General features: G+C 71.4%; 16 protein-coding genes. 13 read left to right on the forward strand and 3 right to left on the reverse strand.

Annotated features, from left to right (window positions below; all coding sequences use genetic code 11):
* Nucleotides 1-41 precede the first annotated feature (41 nt).
* From DTL70_RS30145 to DTL70_RS30155, 3 genes are all read left to right on the forward strand, one after another.
* Nucleotides 42-839 carry a thymidylate synthase gene (locus DTL70_RS30145; RefSeq protein WP_114025174.1) on the forward strand — a complete coding sequence of 266 codons (798 nt, stop codon included), beginning with the start codon at nucleotides 42-44 and terminating at the stop codon, nucleotides 837-839.
* Nucleotides 840-920: 81 nt separating this feature from the next.
* Nucleotides 921-1,607, forward strand: coding sequence for a HEAT repeat domain-containing protein (locus tag DTL70_RS30150; protein ID WP_114025175.1), 687 nt, complete (start codon nucleotides 921-923; stop codon nucleotides 1,605-1,607).
* A 3-nt stretch (nucleotides 1,608-1,610) separates the two neighbouring features.
* Complete coding sequence (locus DTL70_RS30155; protein ID WP_114025176.1) at nucleotides 1,611-2,615, forward strand: MerR family transcriptional regulator; 1,005 nt, start codon at nucleotides 1,611-1,613, stop codon at nucleotides 2,613-2,615.
* A 7-nt stretch (nucleotides 2,616-2,622) separates the two neighbouring features.
* On the opposite strand, the gene DTL70_RS30160 is transcribed toward DTL70_RS30155, so the two are convergent.
* From DTL70_RS30160 to DTL70_RS30170, 3 genes are all read right to left on the reverse strand, one after another.
* Nucleotides 2,623-3,276, reverse strand: a complete 654-nt coding sequence (locus tag DTL70_RS30160; protein WP_114025177.1) for a hypothetical protein — start codon at nucleotides 3,274-3,276, stop codon at nucleotides 2,623-2,625.
* A gap of 228 nt (nucleotides 3,277-3,504) precedes the next feature.
* Nucleotides 3,505-5,487, reverse strand: coding sequence for an SMI1/KNR4 family protein (locus tag DTL70_RS30165; RefSeq protein ID WP_114025282.1), 1,983 nt, complete (start codon nucleotides 5,485-5,487; stop codon nucleotides 3,505-3,507).
* 57 nt (nucleotides 5,488-5,544) lie between these two features.
* Nucleotides 5,545-6,255 (reverse strand): SDR family oxidoreductase, encoded by a 711-nt coding sequence (locus DTL70_RS30170; RefSeq protein WP_245980078.1) that lies wholly within the window; start codon nucleotides 6,253-6,255, stop codon nucleotides 5,545-5,547.
* Between the two features lie 237 nt (nucleotides 6,256-6,492).
* Here DTL70_RS30170 and DTL70_RS30175 point away from each other — a divergent pair, with 237 nt between their 5' ends.
* From DTL70_RS30175 to DTL70_RS30220, 10 genes are all read left to right on the forward strand, one after another.
* Nucleotides 6,493-7,167, forward strand: coding sequence for an RNA polymerase sigma factor (locus DTL70_RS30175; RefSeq protein ID WP_114025179.1), 675 nt, complete (start codon nucleotides 6,493-6,495; stop codon nucleotides 7,165-7,167).
* The gene (locus DTL70_RS30180; protein ID WP_114025180.1) at nucleotides 7,164-8,273 is read left to right on the forward strand and encodes a CU044_5270 family protein; all 1,110 of its coding nucleotides are present in this window, start codon (nucleotides 7,164-7,166) and stop codon (nucleotides 8,271-8,273) included. Before DTL70_RS30175 ends, DTL70_RS30180 begins: the two co-directional genes overlap by 4 nt.
* 262 nt (nucleotides 8,274-8,535) lie before the next feature.
* Nucleotides 8,536-9,762: a PP2C family protein-serine/threonine phosphatase gene (locus DTL70_RS30185; protein WP_245980082.1), complete on the forward strand. Its 1,227-nt coding sequence runs from the start codon at nucleotides 8,536-8,538 to the stop codon at nucleotides 9,760-9,762.
* 137 nt (nucleotides 9,763-9,899) lie between these two features.
* On the forward strand, nucleotides 9,900-10,949 hold the full coding sequence (locus DTL70_RS30190; protein ID WP_114025181.1) for a zinc-binding dehydrogenase: 1,050 nt from the start codon (nucleotides 9,900-9,902) through the stop codon (nucleotides 10,947-10,949).
* Between the two features lie 155 nt (nucleotides 10,950-11,104).
* Nucleotides 11,105-11,353 (forward strand): hypothetical protein, encoded by a 249-nt coding sequence (locus DTL70_RS30195; RefSeq protein WP_114025182.1) that lies wholly within the window; start codon nucleotides 11,105-11,107, stop codon nucleotides 11,351-11,353.
* 181 nt (nucleotides 11,354-11,534) lie between these two features.
* Complete coding sequence (locus DTL70_RS30200) at nucleotides 11,535-12,686, forward strand: aromatic ring-hydroxylating oxygenase subunit alpha (RefSeq protein ID WP_245980083.1); 1,152 nt, start codon at nucleotides 11,535-11,537, stop codon at nucleotides 12,684-12,686.
* A gap of 43 nt (nucleotides 12,687-12,729) precedes the next feature.
* A complete protein-coding gene (gene kce, locus DTL70_RS30205) occupies nucleotides 12,730-13,659 on the forward strand; it encodes a 3,5-dioxohexanoate:acetyl-CoA acetone transferase (protein ID WP_114025184.1) in 930 nt (309 codons plus the stop codon).
* The gene (locus DTL70_RS30210) at nucleotides 13,646-14,611 is read left to right on the forward strand and encodes a 3-hydroxyacyl-CoA dehydrogenase NAD-binding domain-containing protein (RefSeq protein WP_114025185.1); all 966 of its coding nucleotides are present in this window, start codon (nucleotides 13,646-13,648) and stop codon (nucleotides 14,609-14,611) included. Before kce ends, DTL70_RS30210 begins: the two co-directional genes overlap by 14 nt.
* A 95-nt stretch (nucleotides 14,612-14,706) precedes the next feature.
* A complete protein-coding gene (locus DTL70_RS30215; protein ID WP_114025186.1) occupies nucleotides 14,707-15,297 on the forward strand; it encodes a TetR/AcrR family transcriptional regulator in 591 nt (196 codons plus the stop codon).
* 440 nt (nucleotides 15,298-15,737) lie between these two features.
* Nucleotides 15,738-16,142 (forward strand): hypothetical protein, encoded by a 405-nt coding sequence (locus DTL70_RS30220; protein WP_147266840.1) that lies wholly within the window; start codon nucleotides 15,738-15,740, stop codon nucleotides 16,140-16,142.
* Nucleotides 16,143-16,865 lie beyond the last annotated feature (723 nt).

Raw genomic sequence — 16,865 nt, forward strand, 5'->3', positions numbered from 1 at the left:
GCGACGCCTCATTCCCGGGCCGGTCAGTAGACTCGACGGCTGTGGCGGACACCCAGTACGAAGACCTGTTGCGGCGGACACTCACGAGCGGAGCGGCCAAGGCGGACCGGACGGGCACCGGGACCCGCAGCGTCTTCGGGCACCAACTGCGCTACGACCTCACGCAGGGGTTCCCGCTGGTCACCACCAAAAAAGTGCACCTCAAGTCCCTCGTGTACGAACTGCTGTGGTTCCTGCGCGGCGACTCGAACGTCGGCTGGCTGCGCGAGAGAGGCGTCACCATCTGGGACGAGTGGGCAGACGAGAACGGCGACCTCGGACCGGTCTACGGTGCGCAGTGGCGCTCGTGGCCCACGCCCGACGGCCGGCACGTCGACCAGATCAGCGAGGTCCTCGACACGCTGCGCCGCGACCCGGACTCGCGCCGGATGATCGTCTCCGCGTGGAACGTCGCGGATCTGCCCGAGATGGCACTCGCACCGTGTCACGCCTTCTTCCAGTTCTACGTCGCCGACGGGAAACTCTCCTGCCAGCTGTACCAGCGCAGCGCTGACCTTTTCCTCGGCGTTCCGTTCAACATCGCGAGCTACGCCCTGCTCACGCACATGGTGGCGCAGCAGACGGGTCTGGAGCCGGGCGACTTCATCTGGACCGGCGGTGACTGCCACATCTACGCCAACCACCTCGAGCAGGTCACCGAACAGCTCTCGCGCACCCCGTTCGCCTTTCCCCGCTTGCGTCTGCGCGAAGCCGACTCGCTCTTCACCTACGCCTACGACGACGTCGCGGTGCTCGACTACCGGCACCACCCGGCCATCAAGGCACCGGTGGCGGTGTGAGCGTCGCCGCCCCGCGCTCGTTCAGCGGGCTCGACACCGTGGTTTGACCTTGTCACCGTGACAAGGCCTTCACTGGTCGCCATGGAGGTGGTTCCGACGACGATCACGCAGCACGCCACGGAAGCGGCGCGAGTGCTCCGGGAACTGGAGGACAGCAGCTCGTCCGTGCGACTGCGGGCCGCGCTGGCGGTCGGCGCGACGCCCGACCCGTGCTTCGTCGACACGCTCGTCGAGCGATGCGCGACCGAGCCCGAGTTCTTCGTCCGCGACATGCTGACCTGGGCGCTCACCCGCCACCCGGTAGCCATGACGCTCCCCGCGCTCCTGCGCGAAGTCCGCTCGCAGCGTGCACAGGCACGGAGCCAGGCGCTGCACACGCTCTCCAAGATCGGAGACCGGCGGGCGTGGCCGGCGCTCACGCCCGCGCTGCTGTCCGACGCCGACGACGAGGTGGCGCGGAGCGCCTGGCGGGCCGCGGTCGTGCTCGTGCCGGACGGCGAGGAGTCCGCTCTTGCGGCGGCGCTGGCGGCACAACTCGGACGCGGGGAGCGGCAGACGCAGCTGAGCCTCAGCCGGGCACTGGTCGCGCTGGGGGAGGGGGTGGAACCGGCCCTGGACGTTGCCGCGGCGGGTTCCGACCCGCGTGTACGCGCGCACGCGATGGCCACCCGGAGGCTGCTGCGCGACCCGGACGCGGGGTTCGGGTGCGCGATCGAGGAGGCGAAGCGCGTCGTGGCCCTTGGCGGGTCGGATCAGGAGGGACGGTAGGACGTGTTGATCGGCGAGGTGGCGCGAAGATCCGGGGTCAGCGCCCGCATGCTCCGGCACTACGAGTCGCTCGGTCTGGTACGGCCTTCCGCCCGCACGGGCTCCGGATACCGGGAGTACTCGGTCGAGGACATCCGGCGGATCTTCCACGTCGAGAGCCTGCGGTCGCTGGGGCTGTCGCTGCGTGAGATCGGGCGTGCACTCGACGATCCCGATTTCACGCCCTCCGCGCTCGTCGGCGACCTCGTCCGCCGGACGCGGGCACGCATCGCGGCCGAGACGGAGCTGCTCACGCGGCTGCGCCGGATCGACGCCGCGGACCCCACAGGGTGGGAGGACGTGCTCCAAGCCGTCGCACTCCTCCAGGCGCTGGGGTCGCAGAGCGCGGACGCGCGGCAGCGTGCGGCTCTCTCCTCGGTCGCTGAGGCACCTGTACCGGTGGAGGCCCTGGCCGAGGCGGTGCTGAGCGAGACGGACCCGAACGTCGCCGGAGCCCTTCGCTGGGCGCTGGCGCGCGCGGGCGAAGGCGCCTCGGCGCTGCTGGCGGAGGGGCTCGGTTCACCGGAGGCCGCGGTGCGCGAGCGCGCCGTTCAGTCCCTCGTCGAGCTGCCCGACGCCGAGGCCGCCGCACAGCTGCGGCGCGCTCTCGCGGACCCCGACGCCGTGGTCCGCGGCCGTGCGGCTGTCGCGCTCGGGACACGTGGCGAGGCGGAAGCGATCCCGACGCTCCTCGACATGATCGTGGCAGGCAGGAACGACACCGACGCGGCCGATGCGCTGCACGTGCTGGCGAGCGACACCGCGACGGCGGAACGGATCGCCACCGGCCTCGTCGACCGTCTCGCCCACCCCGCCACCGAAGCCCCCGCGCGCGGACGGCTGACCCAGGCGCTGGCCGCCGTCCCGGGGACGACGGCGGCCGGCGCCCTCGTGGACCTGTCGCAGGACGAGGACCGCGCCGTCGCGCTGACCGCCGCGTACCTCCTCCGGCTGCGCGACGCTCCGTGACGGAGCATCAGTTCGCGGCGCCGTCGAGCAGCCAGTTGTAGCGCAGCCGGAGCGCACGCTCCATGCTGCCCAGCGCCGCCCCCGCCCCGAGGGTGATGTTGAGCCACAGCGGCAGACGAACAGGCGACTCGAAGTTCCCGAGGCGTGAGGCGATCGGAGGTATCCGAGAGAGCGGTTCGGCGATCTGCAGGACGAGAAGACCCGCGCCGATCAGCAGCAGGATCAGCGAGCAGAGGCCGATCCAGTGGCTCAGCGCCGGATGGTCGCGGTCGAGACGGGCGCGGCGGCCCTCTGCGGAGGCAGGGTGCGGGGCGAGTTGCTGCTCCACGCCCTGCGCGGTCACGTAGTGGCAGCGCTTGATCCCGAACCCGCTCATCGCCACCTCGATCGTGCCGCCCGGCACGGGGAAGCCGGCGGGGATCCTGGACTCGGCATGGAGCCTGCCGTCGAGGTAGAGATGCGCCTTGACGTTGCCCGAGCTCTGGTTCTGCCAGTGCCGGACGTCGATCGCGTACATCGTCCGGCGACCGTCGTCCTGCGTCAGCGGAAGGTGGAACAGCGCGCGGCCCGGCAGGTGCCACCACCGGAAGCGCTGAAGTGGCCGCCCGTCTCCCGGTTGTACGCGCCGCGCCGCCCGACGCCGCCGCCCTTTCTCGAACACGTCGCAGCCTTCCCGCTCTCGACCGAACCCAGCGTTAGCACACTGTGCTAGTGCCCTGCGGCCACATTAGCACAGTGTGCTAGTACGCTGTGTTGGGAGGAGGGAGACCTTTCGGGGTGGGCGTTCGGCCCCGGTCACCGGACCTCGACGCCCTCGGCTCGTCCCGGAGCGGAGAGGTGGGCGATGACCAGCACCTCCCCGCCGTGCGGACTCCGTGCCGGCCGGTGCCTACCCGCCATCCCGCCCGTTGTCTGCGTCCCACTCGCCGACCGCGAGGGGTGCGGTGCCCAGGCCCGCGCGGATCACCGTGTACGTCTCTCCCTCTCCGGGCGGTCGTGTCCAGGAACGAGTGGTGCATGTGTGCAGTCGCCCGTTGGTGAGCGCGTGACGTGGCAGAGAGACGGTGAACTCCTCGGCCACCGCCTCCAGCAGCGATCGCTCCGCCTCGGCGCCGTCCTCCGCGTCACCGAAGAACCGCACCGGGTCCAACGCGGGTGGTATCCGCCCGCTTCGCCGGACCTCTCCGCCCTCGCAGGTGAACGCGTACTGCTCGGCACCGTCTTGCGCCACCGAAAGGTGGAAAAGCGCTTCCTCGTGGTCCGCCCGCAGGCCGCTCCACACCACCACCGCGCGGGTGCCCGTGCTCGCGGTCGCGGCGGGGGAGGAGAACCGCCGCCGGTCGAACGGGGCGGGGTCAGCGTCGAAGGCGAAGCTCCAGCCGTTGCCGGCCCGGCCGACCGCCATCACAGGCCGGTCGTCGTAGGAAGAGAACTCCCTCTTGCCGCGCAGGGACCTGTTGCGCGCCTCCCACCACGTCATGGGTTCGCTCAGCACGGCGCCGTCCCCGCCCCCGCCTTCGTTCCCCTCACCGTCTCCGTGCGCGAGACGTCCGGGCAACTCCTCGGGCTCCACCCCCTCGACCAGGACGAACCGGTAGGACGCACGGTCGTTGCCCGGGCCCGGCTCCGCGAGCCACGCCAGGTTGCCGGGGTCGAGACCCGCCGTCGGCCTCGGTCGCACTCCTGTCTGCCCACCCCGTGGAGTGGACAGCAGCTCCCGGCCCCGCTCGGGTGTCAGCAGCGGCGCGAGCAGGGGTTCTGCCACCCATGCGAGCGGCGCCAGATGGTCAGGACCGAGCGGCTCCCATAGGGGCAGAGCGTTCCTCAGCGTCTGCCAGGCTCCGTCCGTGTCTCCCCAGCGCGCCAGCTCCCGCGCCCGCGCGACCGCCTCGCCGAACGCTCCGCCCGGCGCGTACCGGTACGTGCCGTCCCTCACCTGCGCCAGCGTCGTGTAAGCCAGTGACATCACGTCCTCATCCGCGCCACGCAAGGAGAACTTCAGCAAGGAATCGTCGCGGTAGGAATGCGCCGCGTGCTCCGCGAGCAGCGGTGGCAGCAGTTCGGGCGCGTACCGCGGATCCGTCACCAGGTGCTCGAAAGACACCAGGTACGTCTCGCCGAGCAGCCGGCGTATCTGGTCGCGCAGCCCGGCGGCTCGCGGTCTGCCGTACGCCTTCGCCTCGTCCAGCGCCTCACCGGCCCGCTCCCAGCCACCGCGCAGCGCCTCCAGCCGGGCCGCCTCCAGCTGCGCGTCCAGCTTCCGCGTCGTGTCGTTGACGAACGGGGGCTCCCCGTCGCGGGCTTCCGCGTGCAGGCTGTGGAACTCCCGGTGCATGTCCCGCATGAAAGCGAAGAAGCTCGGGTACCGCTCCGGTGCCTCGGCCCGCCAGCTCGCCCACGTGTAGACGGCCCACTCACCGTTCTCATCGACGTCCTCGGGGTCCAGGAAGACGTAGGTGATGTCGGATTCGACGTCGAGTTGCAGCCCGCGCCGCCAGATTCCCGCCGCCCAGCGCTCCTGGGGGTCCGCGTCCTCGTCGAGAAACCCCTCGAAATCGTCGGCGAGCTCCGACTCGTTGTTGTGCCAACGCGCGTCGGCGGTCCCCGCAAGCAGCGACACGAACCCGCCCGCGTGCCGCCACCCGTCACTGATCTTGAGGAACTCCCGGTACGACGGTGGCATCCGTTTCCCGAGCCGTTCCTCCATGGCGGCGATCCGATGCTCTGGCGCGGGCGGGAAGCCCAACCAGCGTGCACGCCGGGCGGCTTCCTCCTCCTCGCTCCTCGTCTCGTCAGCCGGCTGGCAGTCCGCCCACTCGCCGCTCCACCGCAGGAGGAAAGGCCGCCAGGCGCACGTCGTGGTGTCCGTCATGAGCCCGATGCTGCCACCCACCACCGACAGTCCCCCTGGTGTGCGGCCTGCCCGGCCTCACACGGGCTGCCCAACCGGCCGCACGGTCAGGGTGTTCACGTCGACACCCGCAGGCTGCCGCAGTGCCCAGACGATGGCGTCCGCGATGGCGTCCGCGCTCAGCAGCGGACTGTCGGGGGCGCCGCCCGCCGCTGCCCAGAACGGCGTCTCGACACGCCCGGGGCCCACCAGGGTGACCCCCACCCCGTCGGCGGTGACCAGCCGGCGTGTGTTCTCCGCCAGCCCTGTGACGGCCCATTTGGTGGCGCCGTAGAGGTTGCCGGGTGTGTGGACATGTCCGGCCACGCTGCCCACCAGAACGATGCGCCCACGGCTCTCCTTGAGCGCGGGCAGCGCCGCGCGGATGAGCAGTGCAGGACCCAGTACGTTGGTCAGCACCATCTCGCGCCAGACGGCCGGGTCGCCGTCTGCGACGGTGCCGGGACTGGCGAATCCTGCGTTGGCCACGACCGCGTCGAGACGGCCGAACCTGTCCACCGTCTCCTCGACGGTCGACCGCGTCTGCTCCCAGTCGCCCGCGTCGGCGACGCGGGCCAACAGGTCCTCGGAGGCGTCGAGCTCGGTGACGCGCTGCTCCAGGCGTCCCTCGTCGCGGCCGGTGAGGGCGACGCGGTGCCCGGCGTCCAGGAGCCGTCGGGCCGTCGCGGCACCGATACCCGTACTTCCCCCGGTGATCAGGGTGACCGGCTTCTCGGTTGTCGTGCTCACGAGTTCCTCCAAGTGGCGTGGTGAGGGCATGACTTCACCACTTGGAGAGCGCTCCAAGTCAAGGCCCGCATGCGGGCTCGCCACTGCGGCTGAGGCGGTGGCGCGTGTGGGCGGGGCCCCGCGCCGGGTGTACTCCGGTCGCCCGGAGAATGGGCGGTGACGCCCGCCCGCGCCTGTGTTCCCCGGATGTGACGCGCGGCACAGGAACCGTGGGGGTCTCGCGGTGAGGGATGAAGTGTGAGGCGTACCGAAGACGACGACGTGGGCTCCGAGCGGGCCCTGATAAGAGCAGGCGACCGGGGAGCGTTCTCCGCGCTCTACGAGCAGCACGCGCGCGGGGTCTACCAGCACGCGCTGCGGTTGACGGGCGACTGGGCGGCGGCTGAGGAAGTGCTGTCGGAGACGTTCCTCGCCGCGTGGCGAGCCCGCGGAAAAGTCGAGCCCGAGGGCGGTTCGTTGCGCCCCTGGCTGCTCACCATCGCGACACACAAGGCGCTCGGGGTACGGCGCGGACGCAGACGGCTGAGCACGTTCCTCGCCCAGCGGTCGGCGCCTGAGGCCGTCGCCGACTTCGCGGAGGAGACGGCGGGGCGGATCGACGACGCCCGGCGGCTCGCGGCCGTCAATGTGGCGCTCGACCGGTTGCGGCGGCCCGAGCGGGAGGTTCTGCTGCTCTGCGTCTGGGCCGGGCTCGACTACGCGGAGGCCGCCGAGGCGCTCGGCGTGCCCGTCGGGACCGTACGGTCCCGGCTCTCGCGCGCCCGCGCGCGCCTCGCGCGGCTCAGCGAGCAGGTCGCCGCTGCGGAGCGGCGCAACGGCACAGAAAAGCGACGGGAACCGCGCCCGCGTCGCGGTGAGGGAGAGGGTGGGGCCGTGTTCGCGTCCCTGCCTCTGCGGGAGGACACCCTGTGAACAGCCATGACAAGGACCGTGCCGACGACGACCTGACCGTCCTCGCCCGGCTGCTTCCTCCGCCACCCGAGGCGGAACTCCCGCCGGGGCGTCACCATCACATCAAGGACATACTGATGCGCCAGATCGACCAGGACCTCGCCGAGCCCGCCGCCGCGGAGCGGCAGCCGGAACCCGGGGCCGAGGCGGCCGGAACGCGTACCCGCGGCCTTCTGCTGCGGCCCAGGGTCGTGCTGCCCGTCGCCGCCACACTCGCCCTCGCCACCGGCCTCACCGTCACCGTGTGGGAGGGCGGGGGCGGCTCTGCCCCGACCGCCGCGCCTTCCGACAAGGCTGCCGTCCTGCTCGATCACATCGCGACGGCAGCGCGGGCGAACTCGACGGGAACGCAGGCGCCGGCCGGGGACCAGTACGTCTACACCCGTGTGCTGGAGCGGGAGAACAAAGGCGAACTGGGCGGGCCCGTGAAGCTCGGCGCCGCGCACACCGACGAGCGGTGGATGTCGCAGGACCCCGGCCCCGTCACGACCTACGGAGCCGCTCGGGAGACCGGCAAGGACGCCGTGATGCCGGGCCAGATGCTGCCCATCGAAACGTCGGTCCCGGACGGCGAGAAGGGCGACGGCGCCCGCGGACCAGGTTTCCACCGGCCCACATACGCGTGGCTCGCCTCGCTGCCGACCGATCCGGACGCGCTGCTGAAGCGGCTGTACGCCGAGGTGGAGGACGACGGACGGCAGACGCGGGACCAAGCCGTCTTCGAGGCGATCGGCGACCTGGTGGTGAACAACCTGATGCCCCCCGAGAACGCCGCCGCCTTCTACCGTGCCCTCGCGCGCGTGCCGGGCGTGCGGAAGGTGCCGGACGCCGTGGACGCCGCAGGGCGGCACGGGGTCGGCATCACGCTGAAGCGCAGCGCGTACGCCAGCCGCGTCGTGTGGATCTTCGACCGCGACACGCTCGCCTACCTCGGTTCGCGCTCTTACATGGCCGAGGACGGCAAGCCGGGGCACGACGAGGCGCTGGCCGGAATCGACGCGGTCATGAAGCTCGGCGTGGTGGACCGGGTGGGTGCGAAGCCGGAGAAGCCCCAGGCGGCCGGCTGACGGCCACCCGCCCCGTGCGGCCCCTCCGCGGAGGGGCCGCACGGGCCTGCACGGTGGGGCCGTCGGGGCCACCGGCAAGGCAATGACCAGGCCGTCGTGGCGGCGAGAGCCGGGATCTCCATACGTACTGCGGATCCGGAAAGGGCGGGGCCGAGGGCTGAGGCACTCGCACGTACGCGCTGGCGTGGCGCGTGGCGCACCGGTGCGGTGGGCTGGAGGCGTGGCGCGCGTGCAGGTGTGGTCGGAAGGCGGGTGAGTACGGGTGGCGGCCGACGCGGACAGCGGCGAAGCGATCCTGGGCCGGATGCTGCAGGAGATGCACCGGATGGCGCCGGACGACCTGCCGGCGATGCTGCGGCGTCACGCCGCCGGGCTGGGCTTCCGCGAGATCACCGTGTACCTGGCCGATGTGCAGCAGCGTGTGCTGGTGGAGTTGGCGGATCTGGAGCCGGGAGAACGGCCGCGGCGCCTGCCGATCGACGACTCGCTGGCCGGCTGGACCTACCGCACCGTCTCCCCACGCCTGCTGCGCAACGACGGCGGCCAGCTGTCGCTCTGGCTGCCGCTGCTGGACGGTGTCGAACGCATGGGCGTCATCGCCTTCGAGGCCGCCTCGCTCGATGCCCCGCGGCTGGATCGCTGCTACTCCGTGGCCTCACTGGTGACGCTGATCGTGCTGGACAAGTCCGCCTACAGCGACACCTTCGGCCGTCTCCAGCGTGTCACCCCGATGCGGCTGCCCGCCGAGATGGTGTGGGCGCTTCTCCCGCCGAGGACGATGGGCTCCGACCTGGTCACCTCCAGCGCGGTTCTCGAACCCGCCTACAACCTGGGCGGTGACTCCTTCGACCACTCCCTTATGGGCGGCTTCCTGCACGCCGCCATCCTGGATGCCATGGGGCACGATCTGGCCGCGGGCCTCACCGCGGCGGTGGCCATGGCCGGCCTGCGCCATGCCCGGCACAGCGACGCCGATCTGCCCGAGCTGGTCTCCGGCCTCGACACCGCTCTCGCCGACGCCTTCGCCGACCGGCACGTCACAGGCGTCTTCACCCAACTCGACCTGACCACCGGCCGCCTTGCGTGGATGAACGCCGGGCACCCGCCGCCGTTGCTGCTGCGCCGCCGGGATTCCGTCCCCCGCGCCCTGGAACGTGAGGCCGAGCCGCCACTGGGGCTGGGGGAGGGTGTGCCGGACACCCGTCGCCGGGTGCACGAAGCGCAGCTGGAGCCCGGAGACCGGGTCCTGCTCTACACCGACGGAATCCCCGACGCCCGCAACGCGGCGGGGGAGTCCTTCGGTGAGGAACGCTTCACCGACTTCGTCGTCCGCGCCATCGCCGCCGGGGAACCGGCGCCCGAGGCGTTGCGCCGCCTGATCAACGCCATCCTCGACTTCCAGCAGGCGCCGCTGAACGACGACGCGACGATTCTGCTGTTCGAGTGGCATCCCTTCCGTGGCACCGCCACGCGCCATGTCTTCGCGTGACGCCCCGCGGCGCGCACCATGCCGCCCGAGGACCCGAGCGGCCCGCAGCGTGCTTCCCGCACCATCCCGCGACTTGACTGATCGGTATACCGCAGTCAGGGTAGACAGGTCGGTTTACTCGCGAGGAGGTTCAAGCGATGGGCGTGTCCGAGACCATGCGTGCGGTGCGGATCACGGAGCACGGGGGACCGGAGGTCCTCGCGCTGACGGAGGTCGCCGTGCCCACCCCGCGGGCAGGGGAGGTGCTGGTGCAGGTCGGCGCGGTGGCGCTGAACAACACGGACCTGTGGACCCGCGAGGGCGCCTACGGCCGCGCCGGAGACCCCGAAGCGCTGTCGGGCTGGCGCGGCCCGATCGCCTTCCCGCGCATCCAGGGCGCCGACGTGGCGGGCCGGGTCGTGGCAGCCGGTGCCGGTGTGGACGAGCGCCTCGTCGGGCGCCGAGTGGTCGTCGACCCGGCGCTCTACGAAACCGAAGGGCCGGACGCGAACCCGGTGGGCCTGATGGGCAGCGAACGCGACGGCGGGTACGCCGAGTACGTGACCGCGCGGGCGGAGCGCGTGCACGACGTGACGGACTCCCCGCTCACGGACGATCAGCTCGCCACGCTGCCCACCGCCTACGGCACGGCGCTGGGAATGATCGAGCGGGGACGGCTGCGAACGGGAGAGACCGCGCTGGTCTCGGGGGCGTCCGGCGGCGTCGGGCTCGCGCTGGTGCAGATCGCCCGCGCGCGCGGCGCGAGGGTGCTCGCCATCAGCAGCGGAACGAAGATCGACGCGGTACGGGAGGCGGGCGCACACCACGTCCTCGACCGCGCGCGAGGCCTCGCCGAGCAGATCCGTACCGCCGCGCCGGAGGGGATCGACGTCGGGCTCGACGTCGTCGCCGGGGACCTGGTCGGCGAGGGACTGCCGCTGCTGCGCGAAGGCGGCAGGTGGGTCATCGCCGGCGCGCTCGGCGGATACGGTGTCCACTTCGACGTCCGCCGCCTCTACCTGCACAACGCGCAGGTGATCGGGTCCGCGATGCACACGCCCACGCACTTCGCCCTGTTGATGGATCTGGCCCGCCAGGGCGCCGTCCAGCCCGTCGTCGCCGCGGCGTTCCCACTGGATCAGGCCGCTGAGGCGCAGGAGGAACTGGCCCGCAGGAGGCATGTGGGCAAGATCGTCATGCATCCGTAGGCGGCGTAGCGTCCCGCCCCGCCGTGTTGCGGTTCCTGGGCGCGGGGTGCGGGGTGCGGGGGAACGGCGGCAATTCGGGCGCGGGCGGCGGTAAGCGGTGCCGATCGGCGTGACGCGTCAGTCATGGCGCGCCCCGCACGGGGTAGACGCTATTCATGCGCTTCGCGGATCAGCAGACCTACCCCCTTCCACCGGAACAGGCGCGCAAATTGCGGATCGGTGGCTGGCTCTTCTTCGCTGCGATCGTCCTCGACGGCACGGTGCTGTTGGCCGGCTTCTTCGAGAGCCATCCCTCTACTCTGCGGCTTTCCGTCACCAGCTTGGGCGTCATCCTGTTCTCGCTGCTCCTGCGGGAGGTGTTCGGCTCCCTGAGCCGGCACGAAGCCGCCCTTCGGCGTGAGTAGCCCGCCCAGGGCGCGGACGGGGCGGTACGCCATGTGGCAAGAGGCCCGGGGTAGTGCCGCCCCCCCCGTTCGTAGGCGGTCGCGCCGACGCTCGTAGACGGTCGCGCCGACGCCGAGGCGTTTGGACGATCGTTCACAGGACGTATTGAACGGACGTCCAAACGGTCCTATGGTCGTGGCCATGACTGCTGTCACCACGGACGACGTCACGGCGATCGCCGCCGGCTACGACGAAGACCCCGCGCGCTCGATGTCCCTGCGGGCCGACGCCTACACCGAGCCCAAGTGGCACACCGCCGACCAGCAGGCGATCTTCGCCCGGACCTGGCAGTGGGTCTGCCACGTCGAAAAGGTGGAGAGGCCCAGAAGCTACGTCGCCACGACGGTCGCCGAGATGCCGGTGCTCGTCGTCCGCGACCGGGACGGACGGCTGCGTGCCTTCTACAACGTCTGCAAGCACCGGGCGCACGAGCTCCTGTCGGGCTCGGGGACCACGCGCACGATCGTGTGCCCGTACCACGCGTGGACATACGACCTGAGCGGCTCCCTGGTCGGAGCCCGGCAGAGCGACCGCATGGAGTCGTTCGACAAGTCCGCGATCTGCCTCGACCGTATCCAGGTCGAGGAATTCTGCGGCTTCGTCTACGTCAACCTCGACCCGGCCGCCCCCTCGCTGGCGGACCAGGCCCCCGACCTCGCCGAACAGATCACCGAGCGGGCCCCGGACATCTCCCGGCTCACCCACGCCAAGCGGCTGCACTACGACATCAGGAGCAACTGGAAGAACGTCGTCGACAACTTCCTGGAGTGCTACCACTGCCACGTCGCGCACAAGGAGTTCGTGTCGCTCGTGGACATGAACACCTACGACGTGCAGACCCACGGGATCTGGTCGAGCCACTTCGCGGACGCCGGTAGATCCGAGAACACGGCCTACGACGTGTCCGGCGCGACTGTCACCGAGCACTCGGTGTGGTGGCTGTGGCCCAACACCTGCCTGATGCGCTACCCGGGGCGCGGCAACTTCATGGTCCTGCGCGTGCTGCCGGCCGGCCCCGACCGCACGCTCGAGACCCTCGACTTCTTCCTGGAGAGCACCGAGCTCAACGAGTCGGAGAAGCAGTCCGTCACGTATATGGACGAGGTGCTGCAGGTCCAGGACATCAACCTCGTCGAGAGCGTCCAGCGGGGTATGGCCACGCCCGCCTTCGAACAGGGCCGCATCATCCACGACCCCGAGCGGGCGCCGGGACTCTCCGAGCACGGTGTGCACCACTTCCACGGCCTCGTCCTCGGCGCCTACCGGGCGCTGGTCCAGCAGAACGTGTCCTGACCGGGGGAGTCGACTCCGTCCGCCCGTAGTGAGGAGGGCCGAGATGCCCAAGCCCGTCATCATCACCTGTGCTCCGACCGGAGGCATCCACACCCCGACGATGTCCCCGCACCTGCCCGTCACGCCCGACGAGATCGCTCAGGCGTCCGTCGAGGCCGCTGCGGCGGGGGCCGCGATCATCCACCTGCACGCCCGCGACCCGGAGACCGGAAGGCCCGACCCGCGGCCCGAACTCTTCCAGCGCTTCCTGCCGCGGATATCCGCCGAGTCGGACGCCGTCGTCAACATCTCCACCGGCGGCGGCCTCGGCATGACCCGCGAGGAGCGCCTCCGTGCCGCTGTCTTCGCCTCGCCCGAGATGGCCTCGCTCAACGTCGGCTCACTCAACTTCGGCATCTTCCCCATGCGGCAGAAGTACGACCAGTGGAAGCACGACTGGGAGCCGGAGTTCCTGGAGTCGACCCGCGACCTGGTCTTCACCAACACCTTCGCCGACCTCGAGTACATCGTGAAGGAGCTGGGCCGGGAACACGGCACCCGCTTCGAGTTCGAGTGCTACGACCTCGGACACCTCTACAACCTCGCCTGGCTCATCGACCAGGGGTGGGTCCGGCCGCCCTTCTTCGTGCAGATGGTCTTCGGCGTACTCGGCGGAGTCGGCGCCGACCTCGACAACCTCGCGCACATGCACACCGTCGCCGACAAGCTCTTCGGCGACGACTACGAGTGGTCCGTACTCGCCGCAGGCCGGCACCAGATGCCCTTCGCCACGCAGGCAGCCATGCTCGGCGGCAACCTCCGGGTAGGCATGGAGGACAGTCTCTACATCGGCCCGGGCGAGCTCGCCCCGTCCAACGCGGCCCAGGTAACGAAGATCCGCTCGATCGTCGAATCCCTCGGGCACACCATCGCGACGCCCGACGAGGCCCGCAGCCGTCTGGGACTGAAAGGAGCCGACCGTGTCGCCTTCTGAGCGCACCGACCACGCCTCGACGAGCGGCATCACCCGCGTCGCAGGACTCGGAGCCGGCGTGATCGGCCAGAGCTGGACCGCGCTGTTCCTGGCCGCCGGCATGACCGTCACCGTCCACGACCCCGACCCGCAGGCCGAAGCACGTGTGCGCAAGGCCGTCGAGACCGCCTGGCCCGTCCTGACGCGACTGGGACTCACCACCCATGGCACACCCGACGACCTGCACTTCTGTCAGGACGCGCGTGCCGCGGTCGAGGGCGCGGGCTTCGTCCAGGAGAGCGTTCCCGAGCGGATCGGCATCAAGCGCGACCTCTACGCCGCCATCGAACCGGCGCTGGAGGCGGACACGATCGTGGCCTCGTCGGCGTCCGGGCTGACGCTGAGCCAGTTGCAGGCGGGCTGGCGGAATCCGGGGCGTCTCGTCCTCGGCCACCCCTTCAACCCGCCGCACCTCATCCCGCTGGTCGAGGTGATGGGCAACTCCCTCACCGACCAGGCCGTGGTGGGCCGGACCCGCGCCTTCTACGAGACGGTCGGCAAGGAGACCATCGAGGTACGGCGCGAGGTACCCGGCCACGTCGCCAACCGGCTGCAGGCGGCGGTGTGGCGCGAGGCCATCCACCTCGTCAACGAAGGCGTCGCGAGCGTCGAGGACGTCGACACCGCCGTCGCCGCAGGACCCGGGCTGCGGTGGGCGACGATGGGCCCCACGGCGCTGTTCCACCTCGGCGCGGGCGAAGGCGGCCTGGCGGCCTTCTGCGACCGCTACGCCGACAGCTTCAACCGCTGGTTCGACGACCTGGGCCGCCCGCACCTGGACGAGGCCACGGCACGACGGCTGGTGGAAGGGATCCGCCCGCTCAGCGACACGCACACCGTCGAGGAACTGTCCCGACGGCGCGACGCGCTGCTCACCGAACTGATCGCACTCACCCGTAAGAGGCACCGTTAGGGCCCGTCACCGAAGGTTCTCCCGCACAAGGACGGCGCACCGCCGCGACGCCCCCGCTCGGCGGAACGGGCGCAGGCGCGGCTAGCATCGACCAGGTGAGCGAGACGGCTGCGGAAGCTGCGGAAACCGAGAAGAAGGCCGGGCGACAGGAGCGGATCCTCGACGCCGTCCTGGCGCTCCTGTCCCAGCACGGGATCTCCGGCGTCAGCATGCGTGCCGTGGCCCGGGAGGCCGGAGTCGCGCTCGGCTTGGTCAACTACTACTACGACGACAAGGTCACCCTCATCGGCGCGGCGCTGCGCCGTATCGAGGAACAGGACGTCGCCCTGGTCGAGCCCGACCCGGCCCGCGGCCCGGAGGACAATCTGCGCGCCGCGCTCCGCCGCGTCGCCGACGACCGTTTCCTGACGACGGAGTACCTCTCCCTCCGGCTCCAACTGTGGGCTCTCGCGCAGGCGCACCCGGACTTCGCGCACATCAACACGGCCGCCCAGCGGCGCTACCGCAAAGGCCTGGCCGCACTGATCCGCGCCGCCCGCCCCGACCTGCCCGGCGCGGAGGCGGGCCGGCGGGCCGCCGACATCGACATCGTGCAGAACGGGCTGTGGCTCACCGCGCTCCTGGGGATAGACCGCGCGGCGATCCGCAGGAGCGTCAAGCGCTGCGAAGACATCGCTTTCGCGTAAGACGGATAGACGGGTAGAGCACGACGCACGCGCCGCCCGACCCTTTCCGGCTCGGCCTTCCACTGGCCCGCCACCTCGCTGACCCTCGCCTCCCTGTGCCTCTCCCCGTCCTGGCTTGGCCTGGCCTGGTCTGGCCTGTGTCGGCAACTGTGGCTGTCTCGCTGCCGGTCCGCCGGTGCCTCGGGGCCTCCGTAACCGCCGCCTGCGTGGCCCTTGTTCAGCGGGCGCGAGGGGCCGCTGAACAACTCGGACGGTGCTGTCATCGAGTCCGTCGGCAGCAGGCCGCCGAACGCGGAGGAGCGGCAGTCGCGGCCGGGTCGGACCCGGCCCCGGGCCAGGTCCCTCAGCGGCACCGCACTCCGAGAGACGAAGCCCTTGCCGCGTCATGTCTCGTGGTGGACGGGACGGCGCGCACCGCCCAGCCGAAGGAGGCGCCACGTATGTATCCGCGCGAAGTCCCGGGTTCCCCCGGAAGTCCCCCGCAGGCGTCGGCACGTCCCGGACCGTCGAAGGGCCACTCGGCTCACGTCTGCCTGGCCATGGTCAGGGACTACCAGTTGGCACACGCCGTCGTGGCGGGGATCAGGTCCCGACTCGCCGAGGCCGGTGAGGACGTGCCCGTTCTCCTCGCGCCGATGTACGGCGACGAGTTCGCCGCACCGGGAGCGGCGTGGCGGTTGCGTGCCTGGTGGGACACGCAGGTCACCGGCGTTCAGCTGTCCGACGCCGCGCTGTTGCTCGTCGGCGTCGAGGAAGCGGAGCTGGCCGGCCTGGGGCGGGTCGCGTACATGGCCGTGCCGCCGGGGCCGAGGCGGGCGCGCTCGCTCCCGTCGACGACGCGGTGATCGAGGTTCCCGCGGCCACGATAGGCGAGCTGACAGACGCCGTCGGCACGCGCCTGATCGGGGCCGGCGACCCCGCCGCGTCGCCGCGAGGAGCGCGGTCGCTCCCCGCGCTTCCGCAGCCGGACCGAGACGCCAAGCCGCTGTGGGGCCGGCAGTTGGTGCGCACGGCGGGGGCGGTGGGAGTCGGTGCCTGGCTCTTCTCGGCGACCGTCCAGCCGGCCAGTGCCCAGCCCCAGGCCCACACCCCCTCCCAGGTGCAGACCCTGGGCCGGTACGCGCAACCTCAGCAGCAGTGCCCGAGCCAGGCGCCACCGACGCAGCACGTACAGCCGAGTGCCGGGCCGGAAGCCGCGCCGGCACCGGCCTCGGGGCCCGAAGCTCCGGGCCGTGGCCCGGCATCGCAGGACCGGCCCGGACCGCCGGTCCCGATCCCCGACCCGCCCGCGCCGGGTGAGCCCCCGGCCACCGCGGACCCGGTCGTGCCGCCTCAGGACGGTGCCGCGCCCGGCAAGCCGCTCGTCAACCACCGCGCCAACGAGCCCGCCCCCGGCCCGCCGTGGAACTGGGACGAATTCGAGGACCGCGTCCGCGACGGCGGGGTCGCCGGGTCCATCGCCGCGTTGGCGGGCCCCCAAGCCGGGATGGCCGGGGCTGCAGGCGGCGCTCTGTGGAACGCCAGCGCGTACGTCAGCCAGCATCCTGAGGCGATGCGCGTGCTGCGCC

The sequence above is a fragment of the Streptomyces diacarni genome, assembly GCF_003323715.1.
Classification (GTDB): domain Bacteria; phylum Actinomycetota; class Actinomycetes; order Streptomycetales; family Streptomycetaceae; genus Streptomyces; species Streptomyces diacarni.